The following is a 23,513-nucleotide window of genomic DNA, read 5'->3' on the forward strand; positions in this document are numbered from 1 at the left end:
AGCTTCGCTCCTACAAAGGGCCTTACGACAGCATTTCCTGCATAAGCTCTTGCAATACATCCAGATCGAACGGCTTGGCCAGGATCGGCGCCTTACGGGTGATCGGGCTGTCCGTCTCGCGGATCTCCTGCGGATAACCGCTGATAAAGATCACCTTGAGCTCCGGTCGCAGCTTCACGGCAGGTTCAGCAATCTGGACGCCAGAAATTCCGCCCGGCAGGCGGAAGTCGGTGATCATCATGTCCAGGTGGGGTTTGCTCGACAGAATTTCGAAGGCCTGCTCGCCGTTTTCGGCCTGCAACACCCGGTAGCCCTCACCCGACAGATAGGCCGACAGCACCATCAAAATCGAGGGGTCATCTTCGACGATCAATACGACGTCTTGTGCATCTTCACTCATGGGAAGCCTTTGTTCGGTCAATAGCTGCTGATACGACCGTGGGGTCGATCAGAGGTTGCGTTTATCTGGCTGTTTTCCTACAGCGGCAGACAAACGCGAAACAAGGCGCCTTCGCCAATCCGGCTTTCGACGGTAATGGAACCGCCATGGGCGGCCACAATCTGCTCGGAAATAAACAATCCAAGGCCCAACCCCGCGACAGCGTGTTTGACCGTGACTCGTTCGAACTGCTGGAAAATACGCTTCTGGTTTTCTTCGCCGATGCCAATCCCAAGATCACGCACTTCCACCCGAGCCTGACCGCTCTCACTGTACACCTTAACGGTGATCGGACTCTTGGCGCCGTATCGTAAAGCATTGGTCAGCAGGTTGGAGACCACCTGTTCAATGCGAAATTCGTCCCAGTTGCCCACGACCGGTTGCTCGGCGTCGAGCGTTACCGAGGATTCGGCAGCATCGATCTGCGGTGCGAAGTTCTGCAACAAGTCGCGAACCAGCGCCGACAGATCGAAGCGCGTCGGTCGGATCGACAACTTGCCGGTACGAATTCGCGACACATCGAGCATGTCTTCGATCAGGCGGATCAGGCTTTTGATCTGCCGCTCGTCGCGATCGACCATCGCGTGCATTTTATCCAGCGCGAACGCCGCGGCGTTATCCCGGGCCAGGTGCATCTTGCGCAACTGGGTTTCGAGGATCAGGCCATTGAGCGGCGTGCGGACTTCGTGGGCAACGATGGACATGAAGTCATCGCGCATGCGCACCGCTTGCTCCAGTTCCAGCTGGGTACTTTGTAACTGCTTGAGCAGCGCTTCCTGCTCACGGCGACTCTGCTCCAGCTCTTCGACCTGGTGTTTCATCGCCTTACTTTGGCGAAACAGTTCGACGAAGACATTGACCTTGCTCTTGACCGCGTGGATATCCAGAGGCTTGTAGAGGAAATCCACCGCGCCGCTTTCGTAGCCCTTGAACGCGTAGTTCAGCTCACGGCCGCCCGCACTGACAAACACAATCGGGATGTTCTTGGTCTTTTCCGTGCCGCGCATCAACTCGGCCAGCTCAAAACCATTCATGCCGGGCATCTGCACGTCGAGAATGGCCATGGCGAATTCGTGTTGCAGCAACAGCGACAAGGCTTCGTCGGCGGACAAGGCTTTGTAGACGATGCGGTCTTCGCGCTTGATCAGCGCTTCGAGCGCCAACAGGTTCTCCGGCAGATCGTCGACGATCAGCAGTTTGGCTTGGATAGTACTTAGCATGCGATTCGTTCCAGCTCGACAAGCAGACGGCCGATGCCGCGTATAGGGAGGATGTGGTCTGGCTGGTGCATATCCAGTGCAGCTTGGGGCATGATTGCAACCTGGGCTTCGTCCGGGTCCTGGACGATGGTCATGCCGCCACGGTATTTGACCTGGGCCAGACCGCGGGCGCCATCGCGGTTGGCACCGGTCAACAACACCGCGGCCAGGGCTGAACCATAGGCATCGGCGGCCGACTCGAACAGGTAATCGATGGCCGGACGCGAATAATGCACGCGGGCTTCCAGGCTCAAGGAAAAACTGCGGTCCTGCTCCACCGACAAGTGATAACCCGGTGTCGCGAAATACAGCGTTCCTGCTTCGACCAGCGTCTTGTCGCGGGCTTCCAGTACTGGCATGGATACTCGCCGGGCGAACACCTCGGCCAGTTGGCTGCGACGCTCGTCAGGGAGGTGCAGAACCACGATGATCGGCAGCTTGAAGCCTTCTCGCAGTGGGCTGAGGATATTCAGCAGCGCCTCGACACCGCCGGCCGAGGCGCCGATCACGATAGCCTCTATAGAAGGCAAATCCGCTGCACTGTTCATGATTTGCGGTAAATCCGTTCTTGTTTGACCAACGGTTCGAACTGGTTCCCGTAGGCAGAAAAATCCGGTGTTTCCTTGCTGCCCAGCACCAGGAATCCACGATGACAAAGGGATTCATGGAACAAACCAAACGCACGATCCTGAAGCTTTTTATTGAAATAAATCAAAACATTACGACACGAAATTAATTGAGTTTCTGAAAAGACACTGTCGGTCGCCAGGCTGTGATCGGCGAAGGTCACGTTCTCACACAGCGTCTTGTCGAAAATGGCGTAACCGTAGGCCGCCGTGTAGTAGTCGGCGAACGAACACTGGCCACCTGCCTGCTGGTAGTTATGAGTGTAGGCGCGGACATTCTCCATGGAGAAAATCCCTTGCTTGGCTTTATCCAGCGAGCGTGGATTGATGTCGGTGGCGTAAATGATGGTGCGATCGAGCAAGCCTTCTTCGCGCAGCAGAATGGCCATCGAATAGACCTCTTCACCCGTGCTGCAACCGGCGATCCAGATCTTGATCGAGGGGTAAGTCTTGAGCAGTGGCACCACTTCCTGACGGATCGCCAGGAAATGCGAAGGGTCACGAAACATTTCGCTGACCGGGATCGTCAGCAATTGCAGCAATTGCATGAACGCCGTCGGGTCGTGCAGGACCTTTTCCTGCAACGCCGAAATGGTATTGCACTCGAACTGGCTCAACGCGTGATTGACCCGACGCTTGATCGAAGCGCCGGAGTAGTCGCGAAAGTCATAGCTGTATTTGAGGTAGATCGCCTCGACCAACAAGCGCAATTCGATTTCGCTATTTCGCTCCACTGAATAATTGCGTTCCACTAAATGCGTTCCATCTTCGGTAACCACACGCGAATCAGCGAGAACAGGCGATCCAGGTCGATGGGCTTGGCCAGGTAATCATTGGAGCCCGCTTGCAGGCAGCGCTCCTGATCGTCCTTCATGGCCTTGGCCGTCACCGCAATGATCGGCAGCTTGCGCCAGCGCGGGTCCTTGCGGATCTCGATGGTGGCTTCGTAGCCATCCATCTCCGGCATCATCACGTCCATCAACACCAGATCGATGTCCTCGACTTCATTCAGCTTTTCAATCGCTTCACGGCCGTTTCGACCGATGACCACGACTGCGCCTTTTTGCTCCAGGGCACTGGTGAGGGCGAAGATGTTGCGTACATCGTCGTCCACCAGCAGCACCTTGCGACCCTCGAAAACCTTGTCGCGGCTGCGCGCGGTCTTGAGCATCCTCTGCCGTTCATGGGACAACTTGGATTCGACTTTGTGCAGGAAGAGTGTCACCTCATCCAGCAAACGCTCGGGCGAGCGCGCACCCTTGATGATGATCGAGCGCGAATACTTGCGCAGGTCGGCCTCTTCGTCCCGGGTCAGGTTGCGCCCGGTGTAGACGATCACCGGTGGGAACGAGCAGATATCTTCGGTGGACATGCGCTTGAGCAGGTCGTTGCCGAGCATGTCCGGCAGCTTCAGGTCGATGATCATGCAGTCGAAAATCGTCGTGCGCAGCAGGTTCAGGGCATCTTGTGCCAAGCCAACGGCAGTGATCTCGACATCCTCATCGCCGATCAGCCGGGCAATGCTGTCGCGCTGCAAATCATCGTCTTCGACCAGCAGGATGCGTTTGACCTTCTGGGTCAGCTTGGCTTCAAGGCGGGCAAACACGTCCTTGAGTTCTTCGCGAGTGGTCGGTTTGACCGCATACCCGATGGCGCCCATGTGCATCGCGGCCTCGACCCGGTCTTCCACCGAAATCACATGCACCGGAATGTGCCGGGTTTCAGCGTGTTCCTTCAGGCGTTGCAACACGGTCAACCCGGAATGGTCCGGCAGACGCATGTCCAGCAGAATGGCGTCGGGGATGAACTCTGTGGCCAACTCGTAGCCTTCGTCGGCACCGTGGGCCACCAGGCAGTGATAACCCAGTTCATGCGCCAGGTCGTAAAGGATATGCGCAAAGTTCGGCTCGTCTTCCACCACCAGAATGCACCGAGCGGTGAATGGCGCCTTGGTGCGATCGTCGTCGAAACGCGGAATATCAACGTCGGCAATCAGCGGCACCAGCGCGGCGGTCGGCATTCCCGGCGTAATGGCAACCGGCGTGGCTCTCATCGGCTCGACAGGCTCTTCGCCCGGTTCAACGTATTGCTGCGGCAAAACCAGCGTGAACACGCTGCCCTGCCCCGGTTCGCTGGTGACACTGATGGAACCGCCCAGCAAGGCGGCCAGGTCACGGGAAATCGACAAGCCCAGGCCGGTGCCGCCGTAACGGCGATTGGTGGTGCCATCGGCTTGGCGGAAGGCTTCGAAAATGCTTTCCTGCTGATCCTCGGCAATGCCAATCCCCGAATCGCGAATGATGAAGGCGATACCGTCGCCGGGCTGGCTGGCGACTGTCAGGCTGACGGTGCCTTTTTCGGTGAATTTCACTGCGTTGGACAGCAGGTTCTTGATGACCTGCTCCAGGCGCTGGCGGTCGGTGAAGATCATCATCGGCGCACCGGCCTGCACCTCGACCTGAAAATCCAGCTTCTTGTCGGCAGCCAATGGCTGGAACATCCCGCGCAAGCCATCCACCAGACGCGCGACACTGGTGTTCTCCGGTCGCATCTCGAGCTTGCCGGCCTCAACCTTGGAAATGTCGAGAATGTCGTTGATCAAGTTGAGCAAATCATTGCCGGCAGAGTAGATCGACTCGGCAAACATGACCTGCTCGGCGCTGAGGTTTTCCTGAGGGTTTTGCGCCAGCAACTTGGCCAGGATCAACGAGCTGTTCAGCGGCGTGCGCAACTCGTGGGACATGTTGGCGAGGAATTCAGACTTGTACTTGCTCGAGCGCTGCAACTCTTCGGCGCGTTCTTCGAGTTGAATCTGGGCCTGATTGAGTTCGGTATTCTTCAGGTCCATCGCGTCGCGCTGTTCGGCCAGGATCCCGGCCTGCTCGGCGAGCTGATCATTGGTTTGTTCAAGCTCGACCTGCTGGGTCTCCAGGTGCGCCTGGGACTCCTTGAGAATCCGCGACTGTTCTTCCAGCTCTTCGTTGGCGGTCTTGAGTTCTTCCTGCTGAACTTGCAGCTCTTCATTGAGCTGCTGGGTTTCGGCCAGCACTTCCTGTAAGCGCTGGCGATAGCGAGCGGCCTCGATGGACGTGCCGATGTTGCCGGCAATCAGTTCAAGCAATTCGACATCGCGGTCAGTCAGCGGGCGCAAGAAGCCCAGTTCGATCACACCGTTGACCCGATCGTCGTCACTGGTCGGCACGACCAGCACGCTATGCGGCAGACCTTCGCCCAGGCCGGAGCTGACCTTGAAGTAATCACTCGGTACGTCATCGAGACGGATAAAGCGAGCCTGGCTCGCTACTTGGCCGACAATGCCTTCGTCGCTGTAAATCTGCTGCTCAAGTGCTTCCTGCTCGCGGGAGAAACCGTAGGATGCAATGCGTTTGAGGCCACCGTGTTCTTCACGGACATAAATAGCCGCCACGGCCGTGCCAAGGTACTGCGCACAAAATTGCAAAATGTTGCGGCCCAGCAGATTAAGCGACAGTTGCCCCAGCACTTGCTCGGCCAGCTCAGTTTGACCATTGCGCAGCCAGGCCTGCTGTTCCAGACGATGGGCGCTGGCTTGTTGCGCGGTGAGGTTAACGCTGTAACTTTGCGAAAGGTTGAGCAAATCCCGACGGCCCATGTAGGCCAGCAATGCGCTGATACCGGCGATGAACAACAGATAAAGGCTGATGCTCCAGATCGTGGTGCGGCGCACTTCCTCGTTGCGCGTGGTGCGCAACTGCTGCTCCATGTCGATCACGTCTTCGAATTGCTTGCGAATCTCATCGGTCAGCCGCTTGCCGCGCCCGGCCTTGACCGCGCCGCGGTAGTCGCCGCTGGCGTGTTGCAAATCGATCATGGTTTTTGCGTAAGTGGCCCACTCATCCTGCAAGGCCTGGAGCCGGTGCAGGCGGTCGGTCTGCACCGGGTTGTCCGCGGTCAGTTCGAGCAAGGTCCTGAGGGCGACAGTGATTCGCGGCTTGGCCGTCTCGTAGGGTTCCAGGAACTGCTCGTTGCCAGTGAGCAGGAAGCCGCGCATACCGGTTTCCAGATCGACGGTCAGCTTGATCGCTTCATTGGCGTTATTGATCACCCGGTCGGTGTGCTCGACCCATTGGATCACCGACAGCAGGTAAGTGATCAGCGAAACAAAGAACACTGCACTGAGCACGCCGACACCCAACGGCAGGCTGACGTTGCGGCTCAGGAGTTTACGGAATCGTTGCTCATCAACCGAAGACGCGGATGTCATGGGGGAGCCTTGTCGAACTGTTGAAAACCAAGGAGTTTGCCCCAAAAGTGGCACATTGATCCAATTTTCTGACACCTTTTCGCGCAAAATCCTACATTCCACTGCTTCAGCGCAAAGGAGCGGTTATCCTTGCCGGCACGTGTGCGGCTATTCTTTTTTCTACCGCATGGGAACTTGTCGGGTTCCGTCACTTACTCAAGCAAGAGCCCGGCGATTTCGATCGGCCGACAATGCGCATTCAACCTTTGAGAACCCCACTATGTCCGCCGAAAAATCCATCATCCTGGTAGTCGAAGACGACGACATCGTGCGCATGCTGATTGTCGATGTTCTCGAGGAGCTGGAATTCAAGGTATTGGAGGCTGACGGATGCGAACAGGCGCTGAATTTTCTTAACGATGAAGACCAGTACATCGATTTGATGATGACCGACGTCGGCTTGCCGGTGATGGACGGCCGTGAACTGGCCACCCAGGCCCGGATGCTGCGCCCTGAACTGCCGATCCTGTTCGCCAGCGGTTATGCCGAAAGTATTGATGTACCCGCGGGCATGTCGGTGATCGGCAAGCCCTTCTCCATCGATCAGTTGCGCGACAAGGTCAAGGGTATGCTCGCTTGATACAACATCCACAACTTGCCGCCCTAACAGCTGTTTTTTTCTCCCATAGTGTGCCGCCGGCAAACGCTGTCTCTCTATTTATCTATTACCCTCTAAGACCCGTGCACCTTCGCCAACTAATCCACCTCCTAACACTTCGATTGAAATACGTTTTCACACAACATTCTTTGCTTCTTAGACCCAACCAAAAGAGGATTGCTGCCAACTAACAACCCAACAAATAAATGGATTTATTTATGAGCAGCATTATCACCTCACCCACTCCGACGCCAGATAGCTTTGAACTGGCAAAAATTAACCGAGGTGACAAAGAGGATTTTAATCGCGCACTTGAGATCATCATCAAGAACGCAGAAGACAATCAACACGTTGATCTTTCGAGCCTCCAGATCCCCCACCGCACGGGCACTCTATTTGATGACGCCTAAGAGCCAGGAAGAGCGCTGCTGGAAAAAACGGTACACACTTCTGACTTTTCGAAGCTCAGCGAAACGCTGGCCGTATTTGACAAGGAAACTTGCTTTCGGGTGAATGCACGGGGTGATCTTGATGTTCGCCGACACACCCCATGGATAAGCTTGAAGGACGAAATTAGATATTTCCCTGACCTCGCACATTCATTATCAGTGATAGGGGAACTGGCAGAGGTGGCTGGCGGTTATATTTACTTCAACGACCATGTCAGCGTGGAACAGTGGCTAAACTTCCATCAGTTCAACATTCCGAAAACGGTGAGCGAAACAAAAAATCTGATCAAATTTCTACACCTCGATTTACCTGACGCCTCTCCCGTTGATAACTATTGGCAAGCAATCTCCGGCCCTCAAAATTCCCCGTTTTTGCTGAGCGCGGCGGAACGTGAGCGAGTGATGGCGTTCACCCGCGAGGTATTCAAGCATCCTCATGAAATTCTGGAGGATCTCGCCCGATCAGTCATTTCAGGAAAATCCATTGAACAGGTGGAAGCGGGAGCCGCTTACTTGCTGGACCAGATTCTGGAAACCGAGCGTGCAATCGAATGTGGGCGCGAGTACCTCGCCGTTGTGGGATGGTATGGCACCCATGATGGACAAGACCCCTGTAAAGAACACGTACAGTCGTTGCTATTGGCAGCGGTCATCCTCGGATTTGATTCATCTGCTGGCCAAACACGAAATCAGATCGCTGGGTATGACCTCTATCAGCCTGGTAACGTTGATCGTAGCCCCCTCGCTGTTCGTGGGGATCTTGAAGATCATCTCACCGGATTGAACAAAGGGGCAGGTCTTGCGACACCGCTGGCTTCATTTATCCTCCTTGCGGGTATCGCGCCTGAGTTTCTCGTCAGGGACCTGCCCGAGTCCTTGCGACTGGGCTCTCCGGCCTGGGTCACATTGAGCCAGGCCGTAGCGTTGGCCGAGCTCAATGACCCCGGTTCGTCACGGATGATGACTTATGATCAGTTGCTGGATTTTGCAGCGCTTGAACCAGTGACGCCAGAACTCGCGCTGCTACACAGTGTTGTGACGATCAATCCCATTATCAACTGGGCAGCATTAAATGGAGTGATTTTGGCTGATGCGCAGGGCAATTACGATGAACACGCATTGCACGTTGCGACTTCCGCCTTCAGCGAATATATCGGTCACTTCAATAATGTTATCCATGCACTCACCACCCCCCTACCCTCCCGGCAGGCTCTCGCACGTTCACAGTTGCAGAAAGAACTTCCGGGGTGCGACTATCTCGACAAAAAAATCCTGGTACAGAAAGGCAAAGGCTTTTATGGCAGTCGCGGATCATCGCTAAAGATGTCGATGGTAGAGTTGCACATGTCTGATGATCTTGCACCGGGTGAGTGGGATCGAAGTGGTACCAGTATTTATAAGTCTTTCCCGCAGGTCACAACGTTGTATCCCGTGAGTGAGCTGCTTGAACCCGCATTCGATGCCTATTATGAAAAACTTGAAGCCGGTGTCGTCACTAATATAAAGCTCGCACTGTCGCAATTGCCCGATCAGGATAGGATTGCACTTCAGGTGGGCGAAATCGGTTTTTATACGATTCGAGAGTCGGTAGCGACCCTGCACAGCACGTCGGGCAGTTCAGCCGGTCTTGTAGGCGTCAACACCAAGCCTGCGCAACTTAAAGAGAGACAGACGGACAAAGACGCGGCCATCTGCCGTTACGGGATAGTCGTGTGTGCGACTTACAGGGGCCGAGTCAGCTGTTATGAAGTTTTCACTCTGCGCGGCGAGTGTCGAAAAAATACCAGGCTGGGACGCCTTCTTGTCGAGTCGGGCAAAATCAATTCACCTTCCCGGTTGGACTTCAAGGGGAACTTGACTGACCCAAGTCCGGCGGTCAGCCCCTTTCACCTGCCGATTGATTTCGCCGCTTACAGCCAGGGCGTTGCACCCCGAGACGATATTTCCAGTAAGGCGGTGATCGAGAAACTCGGAGTACTGTCTGCCCCGTTGATACCTCCACCCTTGAGCAGTAGTCCATACCAAAGCTTTTGCACCGAACAGTTTGAGGCTATCGCTCGCTTCATCTTCAAACACCGCCCTTTGGCGACTTATGAAGAACTGTACCGCAATGCCGAGGGTAGAACCGCCCTGGAACTTGAGCGAGAAAAAGCCGAGCGTTTAGGTACCTTCATCATTGATTTGATTGTGCCGTTCAAAAAATGCATTGAGGACCTCTCTTCGGATGACAAGACGCGCCAGGCTGAAGGTGCCGTCGGGTGCATCATCGATGGGCTTGCGATTCTCGCGGTGGTGATCGGGGTCCCCGCACAGTTTGCGAGCGCAGCGACCAAGACCGCCTCCCTGGCCGCAAAAACCGCCCACGTGGCCAGGATTAGTGCCAGTGTGACGCTCTCTATCCTCAATCCTTTGGATGGCACGCCTCAATTGTTGTTTGGTGGTGTCAATCTGGTTAAAAAGGGTTTCCTGAAATTGAGCAAACAGGGAGCGGCTGCCCTGGAGAACGCGACGTTTCAGCTGCAACGGCTCACGGGACGCGCACAATCCTATGACTTGCTCAAGGCGGCCAATCGTACGGATGTCGGGCAAGGAACCTGGCGATCGCTGGGAGACTCTGGTGACGCTGTCCCTATTTGGGCTATTCGCGACAAACACCAGTGGTATGCCCTCAATCCGCGGACCGGCGAACCGTGGGGCCCCGCCTTGAAGAACTTTCGTGTCACCAATGATTTTGTGCGTGTACCCGGCTTGCATCGGGTCATGCCTAAAAGCTATGCACGAACCGTCATCACCAACGCGTTACCCATTGCGGGCCGAAAAATCGACTTTGCGATTGACGTACTGGGCAAGCGAATTCACGACCGCGACAGCAAATTCGTGCTCAAGGCGTTCTTCGGTTCGGACTCCAATGAGGTGACCGAGTGGTATCTGGAAGGTCTCAAAATCATGAGAGACGATCTCAAGTCAGTCTCGATCAGTAACATCATGGTTGATGGCGCCAGCGCGGAGAATGTAATGGCCGGGCTGTACCCGCAGCGTTACAGGGCCTGGCAAGCCGCTACGAAGGCAGATCAAGCGCACGAACAATTCATAGTGTTCTACGCCGACCCACTTAATCACTACTACCGACGCATGAAATATGACGACAGCAGAATCGCTGACATAGTGGTGCACGAAATGTCTCACGGCGGCGTAGGCACTCTGGATTTTTTCTACGCAGACAAAAGCCTTGGTAAGGCCTTGGTGCTGGGTGACACGGAAGTATCCGAATTGCTCAATCTGGCCAAGGGTCGCGAGTACGTCAACCCCTCCAGCAGGCTTGCCGGTAAAGATATCGGGTTGCTTCTCAACCCACCGGAGGGTGACATCGTGCCGTTCCTCAACGAGGCGCCCGGTTTACTTAATGCTGACTCCCAAGCCTTTGTTACTTCGTTGCTGAGTCAGTCGGTGACCGATGCTCCGGCGTTTCAAGACAATCTCTTTCATCTACGCGCAATGTTGAAGGGAGCCGGAAACAAGCGCATTACCGGCCCTGTTCGGGTAAATCTAGGGCAGGGTTCAATTCCCGTGAAGTGAACTTCAGTTCTGCCTGCTGTGATTTAATGATGTCCCTCGCGCCTCCCTCAACTCGCTGCTCACATCAAGGAATGCCCGTTCATGACTCAGCCCAACGCAACCAAAGTCCTGGTTATTGGTTACGTTTGGCCTGAGCCCCGCTCTTCTGCGGCTGGCGGGCACATGATGCAAATCCTCGATACTTTCTTGCAGCAGGGTTGGGACATTACATTCAGCAGTCCCGCCGGCACCGGTGAACACCGGGCGGATCTCGGCACTTTGGGCATTCGCGAAGTCCCGATCGAATTGAACAACAGCAGTTTCGACACCTTTATCAGCGAACTGGCCCCGGATATCGTTCTGTTCGATCAGTTCATGATGGAAGAACAGTTCGGCTGGCGCGTTGAAAAATGCTGTCCCGCTGCCTTGCGCGTGCTTGAGACCTCCGATCTGCGAAGCTTGCGAGATGCCCGCCATCAACGCCTCAAGGAGCGCTTGAAGGCCAGCGACGACGCCAATGACTTCAATGAATTGTTCACCCCGGCGTTGCGTGAAGAGTTTGAGCTCATGGCCGAGACCGATCTGGCCAAACGGGAAATCGCAGCGATTTATCGTTGCGACTTGAATCTGATGATCTCCGAAGTGGAGATCGAATTGCTGGTCGAGCAATTCAAGCTGCCGCGTAACTTGCTGCACTGGTGTCCGCTAATGGTCGATCTACCGAGCGTGCCGCCGGCGGCTTTTGAAAGCCGGGCGCACTTTCTTAGCATTGGCAACTTTCGCCATGCGCCGAACTGGGATGCCGTGTTGTGGATGAAAACCGCGATCTGGCCACTGATCCGCGCGCAATTGCCCGACGCTCAGTTACACATTTACGGCGCTTACACACCGCCCAAGGCGACAGCACTGCACAAGGCCAGCCAAGGTTTTCATGTCATGAACTGGGCAGAAGATGCGTTAGACGTCATGTCTGGCGCGCGGATTTGTCTGGCACCCCTACGTTTCGGTGCCGGTATCAAAGGCAAGATTGTCGATGCCATGTTGTGTGGCACGCCTACGATCACAACGCCCATCGGCGCCGAAGCGATGCACGGCGAACACCTCTGGCCCGGCGCCGTGGCCCGAACAGCGCAGGCGTTCGCCGATTGCGCAGTTCGCCTGTACAAGGATGAAGCACTTTGGACAGACGCCCAATCCCTGGGGCAGACGTTGCTGGCCGATCGTTATCGCCAGTCTGAACATGGTCCGGCACTGATCGAAAAGTTGCTGCACTGCCAACAACACTTGGCACAACTTAGAACCGATAACTTTACCGGCAGCATGTTGCGCCATCACCACCACAAAAGTACGCAATACATGGCGCAATGGATTGAAGCGAAAAATCGAACCCCGCTATAGAACTCGCGCCGATATAAATATGCTGCATTATCATTATTATTGACCAGGCTTAACACCACCTCTATAAACCCCAACAGAACTAAAGTTTAGTTTTTCACAACTAATTAAATATATAAATCAATGCAAGGATGCATTAAATGAACAGCGTTACTCAGAACAACTACACACTTAATAACTGGATGGCCGCCACGCCGGCGATTGATACATTGTCGCTCTGTGAATTGACGCTCCCGGGCACCCATAATGCTGGTTGCGACTGGAAAGCGTCTTGGCCGCTGATTCCAGGAGCCCACTGGCTAGCGTGTCAGCACGACTCGTTTTATGCCCAGATGCGCCACGGCTCTCGTGCGCTCGATATCCGATTAATTTACGAAGCCAACGCGCAGGGACTCGGGAAATTCCGCATTCATCACGACGGTTACCGCAATGCTCGTACCTTGGGAAATCTTGTAACCGACGTGGAAATGTTTCTCCAGGAGAACCCCAATGAATTCATCATCCTGGACTTTCATGAACTGAGAGGGGATCAGTTTGATTTCGCTTACTTCAACGACATGATGATCCGTTTTCTTGGCGATCGAGCCATTCCTAGCAACAACCTGTCGCTGAGTCTCCATCAACTCAAACAAATCAGTGCTGTACAAAGAGTGTTGATCGCCACCCCTCGGCACTCGGCACTTGATCGAAAAGTATTTCACAAGCAAATCGAGCACCGATGGTCTGGCAAGGGCACCACTAGCGCCGCCGCATTGGAAAATCACATTATTAATGTGCTAAAAAACCCGCCAGGCACATGGGCACCGTGGTCACTATCCGCCACCAGTTACAGCGCTCTCGGCGGCCCCGTAGATATTCATGATGAGCTCAATTCATGGTTTGACCCGGAAAAAAGCGATTGGGCGACAACGTGCAACATTATCAACGTCGACTTTATTGAAGAGACCCATATCGTTGCTTATTGCCGAGCGGCGAACCTGAGAAAAGTCATTAAGCGAGTCGGCTAATCTAAGCGAAAGTCGTGGCAAGCTGGCACAGCAGCCGCCAAAAGAGGCATGATCCGATAGCGATAACAAGAAAAGCGCCCAGCCATGACCCGAACTGCCCGCGTGACCGACCCCTCCTACGAACTGATGGACGACCACAACGGGTTGTCCATCATCTACCGCCAGCACGGCTTCCCCTGCCCGCTGGTGCGCTGGCATTTTCACAAGGAATACGAGCTGCACCTGATCGTCGCCAGCTCAGGCAAGGTGTTCATCGGCGACTACATCGGTAATTTCTATCCTGAAACGCTGTTCCTTACCGGCCCCAACCTGCCCCACAACTGGATCAGCCAGGTGGCCGAAGACGAAGTGGTGCCCAAACGCGACATGCTGGTCAACTTCACGGACGAGTTGTTCGACAGCGGCCACTTGGTGTTTGCCGAGCTCAAGACGCTGGCGCCGCTGTTGGAGCGCGCCCAGTACGGCATCGAGTTTCGCTGCAAACGCACCATTCGCCAGGCCATGACCTTGATGCAACGCATCGCCGACACCAAAGGCGTGACCCGCCTCGGGCACTTTTTCATTCTGCTGGAGTTGTTGGCGGCCTCTGATGACTATCAACTGCTGTCCGGGGCCACGACGCCGCAATTGGCCGACGAGCACAGTATCGATCGTACCAACCGGGCGGTGGATTACATCTTTGCTCATTACGCCCGGGAACTGCCGCTGGAGGAAGTCGCCGAGCACCTTGGCATGAAGCCGACTTATTTCAGTCGAGTGTTCAAGCAAGCCACCGGCCGCTGCTTCATCGAGTTCGTCAATCGCCTGCGCATCAGCAAATCCTGCGAGCTGCTGGCCGATGGCAACAAACCAGTGACCGACGTGTGTTTCGAGTCGGGCTTCAACAACATTTCCAACTTCAATCGGCGTTTTCAGCAACTCAAGGGCATGACGCCGTCGCATTATCGGCGGTTGGCCGTGCAGCGGTTGACTGAGCAGAATCAGCACTGACTTTGTAACACCGCCGATCCCTGTAGATACCGTCTTGAACCTCACCGGGCAAGCGCAAGTTTCGGGTCATAGGGTTGGCCCGCCTCGAACGCAGCCTTCGACAGCGGCTACAGAATGTCAGGTGCCAAATCCTGCCCTTCCAGACTCCAGTGCAAAATAGTATCGATCAAAGTGCGATGGATGATTTGTCACATCATCAATAGAAGGCTGTAATCAGTGCACATTCTTCCCTCCGCAGGAAGACACAAAAACAATAACTGTCCTTCTGTCCCCGCCGGGTGCAGAAAAGGAGTGCACGATGCAACCTTCTGTAAAAGCTCTGCTAGCCCTCACCTGCATGACCCTCAGCAGCGTCAGCCTCGGCGCCCAGACCCTGACCATCGCCACCGTCAACAACAGCGACATGATCCGCATGCAAAAGCTTTCGAAAACCTTCGAGGCCGAGCATCCGGACATCAAGCTCAATTGGGTGGTGCTCGAAGAAAACGTCCTGCGCCAACGCCTGACCACTGACATTGCCACTCAGGGCGGACAGTTCGATGTGCTGACCATCGGCATGTACGAAGCCGCACTCTGGGGTGCCAAGGGTTGGCTGGAGCCGATGAAGGACTTGCCGGCCAGCTACGCCCTCGACGACGTATTCCCGTCGGTGCGTGAAGGCCTGTCGGTAAAGGGTTCGCTGTATGCGTTGCCGTTCTACGCCGAAAGCTCCATCACCTATTACCGCACCGATCTGTTCAAGGATGCCGGGCTGACCATGCCCGAGCACCCGACCTGGACCCAGATCAGCGAATTCGCCAGCAAACTCACCCATAAGGATAAAGAACAGTACGGCATCTGCCTGCGTGGCAAGGCCGGCTGGGGCGAGAACATGGCGCTGATCACCACCGTCGCCAATGCCTACGGCGCACGCTGGTTCGATGAGAAGTGGCAACCGGAATTCACCGGCCCCGAGTGGAAAAATGCGCTGAACTTCTACGTCAAGACCATGAAAGACTCGGGTCCACCCGGCGCCTCCAGCAACGGTTTCAACGAAAACCTGGCGCTGTTCAACAGCGGCAAGTGCGCGATCTGGGTCGATGCCAGCGTCGCCGGCTCCTTTGTCACCGACAAGACCCAAAGCAAGGTCAGCGAGCACGTCGGCTTCACCTACGCACCGCACGAGACCACCGACAAGGGCTCAGCCTGGTTGTATTCCTGGGCGCTGGCGATTCCGACCAGCTCCAAGGCCAAAGACGCGGCGAAAACCTTCAGCGCCTGGGCCACTTCCAAGGAATACGGCGCTCTGGTGGCAGAGAAAGACGGCATTGCCAACGTACCACCAGGTACCCGCGCTTCGACGTACAGCGATGAGTACATGAAAGCTGCACCGTTCGCCAAGGTGACCCTTGAGTCGCTGAAAGCTGCGGACCCGAGCAAACCGACCCTCAAACCCGTGCCCTATATCGGCATTCAGTTGGTGACCATTCCGGAGTTCCAGGCCGTGGGCACCCAGGTCGGCAAATTGTTCTCGGCAGCGCTGATCGGCCAGACCACGGTCGACCAGGCCCTGACCGCTGCCCAGTCAACCACCGAACGTGAAATGAAGCGCGCCGGTTACCCCAAGTAACCCGCCATTTCAATGTGGGAGCGAGCCTGCTCGCGAAAGCGGTGTTCCAGTCGCCAGAGATGCATCGGATGTACCGACCTCTTCGCGAGCAGGCTCACTCCCACAGTTGAACTTCATTTGTCTGTTCTTAATTGGTTCTATCGCCATGAATATTTCAACTGCCAAAGCTCACATGGACATTCCGCAACCGGTGCGTAAAAGCCGGTTGGCCAACCCCGGCTGGTTCCTGGTCAGCCCCTCGGTGGCGTTGCTGCTGCTGTGGATGATCGTGCCGCTGGGCATGACCGTTTACTTCTCGCTGATCCGCTACAACCTGCTCTACCCCGGTGAAAACGAGTTCGTGGGGCTTGAGAACTTCAGCTACTTCCTCAGCGACTCGGGGTTCCTGCCCGGCGCCACCAACACCTTGTTGCTGGTCGGCAGCGTGCTGTTGATCAGCGTGGTGTTCGGGGTGCTGATCAGTGCGCTGCTGGAGGCCAGTGAGTTTCTCGGTCGCGGCATCGTGCGGGTGATGCTGATCTCGCCGTTTTTCATCATGCCCACCGTCGGGGCGCTGATCTGGAAGAACCTGATTTTCCACCCGGTGTCGGGGATCCTCGCCTACGTCTGGAAGCTGTTCGGCGCGCAACCGGTGGACTGGTTGGCGCACTACCCGCTGCTGTCGATCATCATCATTGTCTCCTGGCAATGGCTGCCCTTTGCGATCCTGATCCTGATGACCGCCATGCAGTCCCTCGACCAGGAACAGAAGGAAGCCGCGCGCCTGGATGGTGCCGGACCGATCGCGATTTTCTGGCACCTGACCCTGCCGCACCTGGCGCGGCCGATTGCGGTGGTGGTGATGATCGAAACCATCTTCCTGCTCTCGGTGTTCGCCGAAATCTTCACCACCACCAACGGTGGTCCCGGCTACGCCTCGACCAACCTGGCGTACCTGATCTACAACCAGGCGCTGGTGCAGTTCGACGTCGGCATGGCGTCCGCCGGTGGCTTGATCGCGGTGGTGATCGCCAACATCGCGGCCATCGTGCTGGTGCGCATGATCGGCAAAAACCTGACTGACAAAGCCTGAGGCCTGCGCCATGACCCTTCAACAATCCCGCCGTCTGCAAAGCCTGCTGCTCGGCACCCTGGCCTGGGCCATCGCGATCCTGATCTTCTTTCCGATCTTCTGGATGGTGATGACCAGTTTCAAAACCGAAATCGACGCGTTCGCCACGCCGCCACAGTTCCTCTTCACCCCGACGCTGGAGAACTACCTGCACATCAACGAGCGCAGCGATTACTTCAGCTTCGCCTGGAACTCGGTGGTGATTTCGTTCAGCGCCACGGCCCTGTGCCTGCTGATCGCGGTGCCGGCGGCGTACTCGATGGCGTTCTACGAAACCCAACGCACCAAAGGTACGCTGCTGTGGATGCTCTCCACCAAGATGCTGCCACCGGTGGGCGTGCTGATGCCGATCTACCTGCTGGCCAAGAGCTTCGGCCTGCTCGATACGCGGATTGCGCTGATCGTGATCTACACGCTGATCAACCTGCCGATCGTGGTCTGGATGATTTACACCTACTTCAAAGACATCCCCAAAGACATCCTCGAAGCCGCGCGCCTCGACGGCGCCACGCTGTGGCAGGAAATGGTCCGGGTGCTGCTGCCGATCGCCAAGGGCGGCCTGGCGTCCACGGTGCTGCTGTCGCTGATCCTGTGCTGGAACGAGGCGTTCTGGTCACTGAACCTGACCTCGTCGAAAGCTGCGCCACTGACCGCGTTGATCGCCTCGTACTCCAGTCCCGAAGGTCTGTTCTGGGCCAAGTTGTCGGCGGTGTCGACGCTGGCCTGCGCACCGATCCTGATCTTCGGCTGGATCAGCCAGAAACAATTGGTCCGCGGCCTGTCGTTCGGCGCCGTGAAATAGCCCTCAAAGAATAAGCACAAAAGGAGCGCCACCATGGCCAACCTGAAAATCAAGAATCTGCAAAAAGGCTTCGAAGGCTTTTCCATCATCAAAGGCATCGACCTGGAAGTGAACGACCGCGAGTTCGTGGTGTTTGTCGGCCCATCGGGCTGCGGAAAATCCACCCTGCTGCGCCTGATCGCCGGCCTGGAAGAAGTCAGCGGCGGCACCATCGAACTCGATGGTCGCGACATCACCGAAGTCAGCCCGGCCAAGCGCGACCTGGCGATGGTGTTCCAGACCTACGCCCTGTACCCGCACATGAGCGTGCGCAAAAACATGTCGTTTGCCCTCGACCTGGCCGGCGTACCGAAAGCCGAAGTCGAGAAGAAAGTCGGCGAAGCGGCGCGCATCCTTGAACTCGGGCCGATGCTGGAGCGCAAGCCGAAGCAACTCTCGGGCGGTCAACGTCAGCGCGTAGCCATCGGCCGCGCCATCGTGCGCAATCCGAAAATCTTCCTGTTCGATGAACCGCTGTCCAACCTTGACGCCGCCCTGCGGGTGCAGATGCGGCTGGAATTGTTGCGACTGCACAAGGAACTGCAAGCCACGATGATCTACGTGACCCACGACCAGGTCGAAGCCATGACCATGGCCGACAAAGTGGTCGTACTCAATGGTGGCAAAGTCGAACAAGTCGGCTCGCCGCTGGACCTGTATCACCAGCCCGCCAACCTGTTTGTCGCCGGGTTCCTTGGCACGCCGAAAATGGGCTTCCTCAAGGGCAAAGTCACCCGTGTCGAGAGCCAGAGCTGCGAAGTGCTGCTGGACGCCGGCACCCGCATCACGTTGCCGCTGAGCGGCGCCAATCTGAGCGTCGGTGGCGCGGTCACCCTGGGCATTCGCCCGGAACACTTGAATCTTGCGCAAACCGGCGACTGCACCTTGCAGGTCACGGCGGACGTCAGCGAACGCCTGGGCAGCGACACCTTCTGCCACGTGGTGACCTCGTCCGGCGAAGCCTTGACCATGCGGGTTCGCGGCGACCTGGCCAGCCGTTATGGCGAGACACTCAGCCTGCACCTGGACGCCGAACACTGCCATTTATTCGATGCCGACGGCGTGGCGCTGACCCGCCCGTTGCGCGTTGCCGCCTGATTGTCGAGGCCTGATTTCAGAGAGCATGTGATGAAACTCAATAAACAGAACCTCAACCGCCTCGCCCCTGAGGTAGCCCTGCCCGCCTACGCCCTGAGCGACACCCGCCAAGGCATCGCGCACATCGGCGTCGGCGGGTTCCACCGGGCGCATCAGGCGTATTACACCGATGCGCTGATGAATACCGGCGAAGGCCTGGACTGGGCGATTTGCGGCGTTGGCCTGCGCGCCGAAGACCGCCGCGCCCAAAGCGATCTCAAAGAGCAGGATTACCTGTTCACCCTGTTCGAGCTGGGCGATACCGACGACACAGAAGTCCGGGTGATCGGCGCGATTCGCGACATGCTGCTGGCCGAAGACGGCGCGGCCGCGCTGATCGACAAACTCGCCAGCCCCGAGATCCGTATCGTTTCGCTGACCATTACCGAGGGCGGCTACTGCATCGACGACAGCAACGGCGAGTTCATGGCCCAGCTACCGCAGATCCAGCACGACCTGGCACACCCGAACGCACCTAAAACCGTGTTCGGTTTTCTCTGCGCCGCGTTGGCCAAACGCCGTGCAGACGGCACGCCTGCGTTCACCTTGATGTCCTGCGATAACCTGCCTCACAACGGCGCGGTCACCCGTAAAGCGTTGCTTGCGTTTGCTGCCCTGCGCGATGCCGATCTGCGGGACTGGATCGCCAGCAATGTCAGTTTTCCGAACGCGATGGTCGACCGCATCACGCCGATGACCAGCACCGAACATCGTCTGCAATTGGCCGACAAACATGCGCTCGACGATGCCTGGCCGGTGGTCTGCGAACCCTTCGTGCAATGGGTGCTGGAAGACAAGTTCGTCAATGGCCGGCCGGCCTGGGAAAAGGTTGGCGTGCAGTTCACCGACGACGTCACGCCTTACGAAGAAATGAAGATCAAACTGCTCAACGGCAGTCACTTGGCACTCACTTATCTGGGTTTTTTGAAGGGTTACCGTTTCGTTCACGAAACCATGAACGACCCGCTGTTCGTGCGCTATATGCGCGCCTACATGGACCTGGACGTCACGCCGCAACTGGCGCCAGTGCCGGGGATCGATCTGACGGACTATAAGAACACGTTGGTGGCGCGGTTTTCCAATCAGGCGATTGCCGATCAACTGGAGCGCGTGTGTTCAGACGGTTCGTCGAAGTTTCCGAAGTTCACCGTGCCGACGATCAATCGATTGATTTCTGATGGGCAGGAGACCAAACGTGCGGCGTTGGTGGTGGCGGCATGGGCCTTGTATTTGAAGGGCGTGGACGAGAATGGCGATACCTACAGCATTCCTGATCCGCGTGCGGCGTTTTGTCAGGCGCTGGTGGTGGATGATGCGTTGATTACGCAGCGGTTGCTGGAGGTTGAGGAGATTTTTGGTACGGCGATCCCGCATTCGCCGGAATTCGTGGCGGCGTTTGAGTGGTGCTGCAACAGTTTGCGGGATGTTGGGGTGACGCGGACGTTGGAGCGGGTGTTGGCCTAGATTGGTTGGGTTGATCGTTCCCACGCTCTGCGTGGGAATGCAGCCCGGGACGCTCCGCGTCCCATTCAGAAGCGGACGCAGAGCGTCCATTGCGGCGTTCCCACGCAGAGCGTGGGAACGATCTGTGCGGGGTACACATGACAAACCAACACCTATTCCTCGGCATCGACTGCGGCACCCAAGGCACCAAAGCCATCATCCTCGACGCCGTCAGCGGTCAGGTGCTCGGCCAGGGTGCCGCCGCCCACACCTTGATCAGCGGCGCCAACGGCCGCCGCGAGCAAGACACCTCCCAATGGCTGGAAGCCTTCGCTCTTGCCACCCGCCGAGCATTGCTCGCGGCGAAGGTCGACGGCCAGCACATCCTAGGCATCGGCGTATCCGGCCAGCAACATGGGCTGGTACTGCTCGACGATCAAGGCCAGGTGATGCGTCCGGCAAAACTGTGGTGTGACACCGAATCCACCCCAGAGAACGATCGTCTGCTGACCCATCTGGGTGGCGAAAAAGGCTCGCTGGAACGCCTCGGCGTCGTGATCGCGCCGGGCTACACCGTTTCCAAACTGCTCTGGACCAAAGAACAACACCCGCAGATTTTCGCTCGCATCGCCCGCATCCTGCTGCCCCACGACTACCTCAACTATTGGCTCACCGGGCGCAGTTGCAGTGAGTACGGCGATGCCTCGGGCACCGGGTATTTCAACGTGCGCACCCGCCAGTGGGATTTGCAGCTGCTGCGTGACATCGATTCCACCGGACGTCTGCAAGCCGCGCTGCCGGAGCTGATCGACGCCCATCAAGCGGTCGGTACGATCCTGCCAAGTATCGCCGAGCACCTGGGCATCAACCCGCAGGCGCTGGTCTCCAGCGGCGGTGGCGACAACATGATGGGCGCGATCGGCACCGGCAATATCAAGCCCGGCGCTATCACGATGAGCCTCGGTTCTTCGGGGACGGTGTATGCCTATGCCGATCAACCGAAAGTCAGTCCGGACGCTTGTGTTGCAACATTCTGCTCCTCCAGCGGTGGCTGGCTGCCGCTGATCTGCACCATGAACCTGACCAACGCGACCGGGGTGATTCGCGAGTTGTTCGAGCTGGATATCGAACAGTTCAACGCCCTCGTTGAGCAAGCGCCGATCGGTGCCGAAGGCGTGTGCATGCTGCCGTTCCTCAACGGCGAGCGTGTCCCCGCCCTGCCCCATGCCACCGGCAGCCTGCTGGGGTTGACGATGACCAACCTGACTCAGGCCAACTTGTGCCGCGCGGTGGTGGAAGGCACCACCTTCGGTTTGCGTTATGGACTGGACCTGCTGCGCCTGAATGGCTTACAAAGCCGCAGCATTTGCCTGATCGGCGGCGGGTCGAAAAGTTCGGTGTGGCGGCAGATCGTCGCTGACATCATGAACACCCCGGTGATCTGCACCGAACAAAGCGAAGCCGCAGCCCTCGGCGCGGCGATTCAGGCGGCGTGGTGCACGTCCTGGGCAAACGGGCATGAACACAGCCTGGCGGATCTTTGCGAGCGTTGCGTGAAGCTCGATCCGGCCAGCGAAACCCTGCCGATCGCCGACAATGTGGCGGCCTGTCAGCAGGCCTACGAACGCTATCAACAGCATGTCGCAACCCTTTAAAGAGTGAATAACTATGTACCTGGTGTGTGGCGAAGCGCTGTTCGATTTCTTCAGTGAAGACGACGCCAGCGGCCTGGCTTCAAAAGTGAATTTCAAGGCGATTGCCGGCGGTTCGCCGTTCAACGTGGCGGTCGGTTTGCGCCGTTTGGGGGTGGAGGCTGCGTTGTTTGCCGGCCTGTCCACCGACTACCTCGGTCGACGCTTGCAGCAGGTGCTGCAGGATGAAGGCGTGCGCCCGGATTACCTGGTGGATTTCGCTGCGCCTACCACCCTGGCGATGGTGGCCGTCGGTGCCAATGGTTCGCCGCATTACAGCTTCCGGGGTGAAGGCTGCGCGGATCGTCAGCTGAAACTTGCGCATCTGCCGGAACTGGGCCCTGAGGTGCGCGGCTTGCACATTGGCTCGTTTTCGCTGGTGGTGCAGCCGATTGCTGACACGCTGCTGGCGCTGGTGCAGCAAGAAAGTGGCAAACGCTTGATCAGTCTTGATCCGAACGTGCGGCTCAATCCTGAGCCGAATATCGACCTGTGGCGTTCGCGGATTGCCACCTTGGTTGAGCTGGCCGACCTGATCAAAGTCAGCGATGAGGATTTGAGCCTGTTGTATCCCGAGCAGGATCCGCAACGGGTGATTGAAGGCTGGCTGCAGCATCGCTGTCAGTTGGTGTTTCTGACCCGTGGTGGCGAGGGGGCAATGGTGTTCAGCAAGGGCCATGGTTCGTGGTCGGTGCCCGCGTGTTCGGTGAAGATTGCCGATACCGTGGGGGCTGGCGATACGTTTCAGGCAGCGCTGATTACCTGGCTGACCGAACAGCAGCTGGATTCGGTTGAGGGCGTGCAATCGCTCGGCCGCGAGCAGATCGACGGGATGCTCAGGTTTGCGGTGCAGGCGGCGGCGCTGACGTGCAGCAAGACCGGGCCGGATTTGCCGTATCGCCATCAACTACCTAACTGATCGTTCCCACGCGCAGCAAAGGAATGCCTCAACGGACGCTCCGCGTTCGGCTCTGGAGGGGACGCGGAGCGTCCCGGGTTGCATTCCCACGCAGAGCGTGGGAACGATCATCTTCCGGTGACAACACCGAAGGGCTGTTACGGGCTACAGACGACTTTAGTC

The 23,513-nt window shown here is 57.1% G+C and carries 18 protein-coding genes; 13 read left to right on the top strand and 5 right to left on the bottom strand.

Going from position 1 to position 23,513, the window contains the following annotated elements; all coding sequences use genetic code 11:
• Positions 1 to 22 precede the first annotated feature (22 nt).
• From ACYZT5_RS08560 to ACYZT5_RS08580, 5 genes are all read right to left on the bottom strand, one after another.
• Positions 23 to 400, bottom strand: coding sequence for a response regulator (locus ACYZT5_RS08560; RefSeq protein WP_008146959.1), 378 nt, complete (start codon positions 398 to 400; stop codon positions 23 to 25).
• Between the two features lie 77 nt (positions 401 to 477).
• Complete coding sequence (locus ACYZT5_RS08565) at positions 478 to 1,659, bottom strand: hybrid sensor histidine kinase/response regulator (RefSeq protein ID WP_462050703.1); 1,182 nt, start codon at positions 1,657 to 1,659, stop codon at positions 478 to 480.
• Complete coding sequence (locus ACYZT5_RS08570) at positions 1,653 to 2,246, bottom strand: chemotaxis protein CheB (protein ID WP_462050704.1); 594 nt, start codon at positions 2,244 to 2,246, stop codon at positions 1,653 to 1,655. The genes ACYZT5_RS08565 and ACYZT5_RS08570 overlap by 7 nt, the downstream gene beginning before the upstream one ends.
• The gene (locus ACYZT5_RS08575; RefSeq protein WP_462050705.1) at positions 2,243 to 3,076 is read right to left on the bottom strand and encodes a CheR family methyltransferase; all 834 of its coding nucleotides are present in this window, start codon (positions 3,074 to 3,076) and stop codon (positions 2,243 to 2,245) included. The genes ACYZT5_RS08570 and ACYZT5_RS08575 overlap by 4 nt, the downstream gene beginning before the upstream one ends.
• Positions 3,076 to 6,567: a response regulator gene (locus ACYZT5_RS08580; protein ID WP_462050706.1), complete on the bottom strand. Its 3,492-nt coding sequence runs from the start codon at positions 6,565 to 6,567 to the stop codon at positions 3,076 to 3,078. The genes ACYZT5_RS08575 and ACYZT5_RS08580 overlap by 1 nt, the downstream gene beginning before the upstream one ends.
• A gap of 259 nt (positions 6,568 to 6,826) precedes the next feature.
• Here ACYZT5_RS08580 and ACYZT5_RS08585 point away from each other — a divergent pair, with 259 nt between their 5' ends.
• The 13 genes from ACYZT5_RS08585 to ACYZT5_RS08645 all read left to right on the top strand — a co-directional run bounded on the left by ACYZT5_RS08585 (position 6,827) and on the right by ACYZT5_RS08645 (position 23,351).
• Positions 6,827 to 7,186, top strand: a complete 360-nt coding sequence (locus ACYZT5_RS08585; protein WP_462050707.1) for a response regulator — start codon at positions 6,827 to 6,829, stop codon at positions 7,184 to 7,186.
• Between the two features lie 236 nt (positions 7,187 to 7,422).
• Complete coding sequence (locus ACYZT5_RS08590; protein WP_462050708.1) at positions 7,423 to 7,614, top strand: hypothetical protein; 192 nt, start codon at positions 7,423 to 7,425, stop codon at positions 7,612 to 7,614.
• Positions 7,615 to 7,764: 150 nt separating this feature from the next.
• Positions 7,765 to 11,229 carry a M35 family metalloendopeptidase gene (locus tag ACYZT5_RS08595; protein WP_462050709.1) on the top strand — a complete coding sequence of 1,155 codons (3,465 nt, stop codon included), beginning with the start codon at positions 7,765 to 7,767 and terminating at the stop codon, positions 11,227 to 11,229.
• Between the two features lie 81 nt (positions 11,230 to 11,310).
• A complete protein-coding gene (locus ACYZT5_RS08600) occupies positions 11,311 to 12,606 on the top strand; it encodes a glycosyltransferase (protein WP_462050710.1) in 1,296 nt (431 codons plus the stop codon).
• Between the two features lie 137 nt (positions 12,607 to 12,743).
• On the top strand, positions 12,744 to 13,610 hold the full coding sequence (locus ACYZT5_RS08605; protein ID WP_462050711.1) for a phospholipase: 867 nt from the start codon (positions 12,744 to 12,746) through the stop codon (positions 13,608 to 13,610).
• 84 nt (positions 13,611 to 13,694) lie between these two features.
• Positions 13,695 to 14,600: an AraC family transcriptional regulator gene (locus ACYZT5_RS08610; protein WP_462050712.1), complete on the top strand. Its 906-nt coding sequence runs from the start codon at positions 13,695 to 13,697 to the stop codon at positions 14,598 to 14,600.
• Positions 14,601 to 14,898: 298 nt separating this feature from the next.
• On the top strand, positions 14,899 to 16,209 hold the full coding sequence (locus ACYZT5_RS08615) for an ABC transporter substrate-binding protein (protein ID WP_462050713.1): 1,311 nt from the start codon (positions 14,899 to 14,901) through the stop codon (positions 16,207 to 16,209).
• Positions 16,210 to 16,354: 145 nt separating this feature from the next.
• Complete coding sequence (locus ACYZT5_RS08620) at positions 16,355 to 17,281, top strand: carbohydrate ABC transporter permease (protein WP_046055095.1); 927 nt, start codon at positions 16,355 to 16,357, stop codon at positions 17,279 to 17,281.
• Between the two features lie 10 nt (positions 17,282 to 17,291).
• Positions 17,292 to 18,122 (top strand): carbohydrate ABC transporter permease, encoded by an 831-nt coding sequence (locus ACYZT5_RS08625; RefSeq protein ID WP_024164536.1) that lies wholly within the window; start codon positions 17,292 to 17,294, stop codon positions 18,120 to 18,122.
• Positions 18,123 to 18,155: 33 nt separating this feature from the next.
• A complete protein-coding gene (locus ACYZT5_RS08630; protein ID WP_462050714.1) occupies positions 18,156 to 19,259 on the top strand; it encodes an ABC transporter ATP-binding protein in 1,104 nt (367 codons plus the stop codon).
• Between the two features lie 30 nt (positions 19,260 to 19,289).
• Positions 19,290 to 20,762: a mannitol dehydrogenase family protein gene (locus ACYZT5_RS08635; RefSeq protein ID WP_462050715.1), complete on the top strand. Its 1,473-nt coding sequence runs from the start codon at positions 19,290 to 19,292 to the stop codon at positions 20,760 to 20,762.
• 137 nt (positions 20,763 to 20,899) lie between these two features.
• Entirely contained in the window at positions 20,900 to 22,396 is a 1,497-nt protein-coding gene (gene xylB / locus ACYZT5_RS08640; protein WP_462050716.1) for a xylulokinase, read from the top strand.
• Between the two features lie 13 nt (positions 22,397 to 22,409).
• Positions 22,410 to 23,351 carry a carbohydrate kinase family protein gene (locus tag ACYZT5_RS08645; protein WP_462050717.1) on the top strand — a complete coding sequence of 314 codons (942 nt, stop codon included), beginning with the start codon at positions 22,410 to 22,412 and terminating at the stop codon, positions 23,349 to 23,351.
• Positions 23,352 to 23,513: the final 162 nt, after the last annotated feature.

The sequence above is a fragment of the Pseudomonas sp. LB3P14 genome (genome assembly GCF_054898045.1).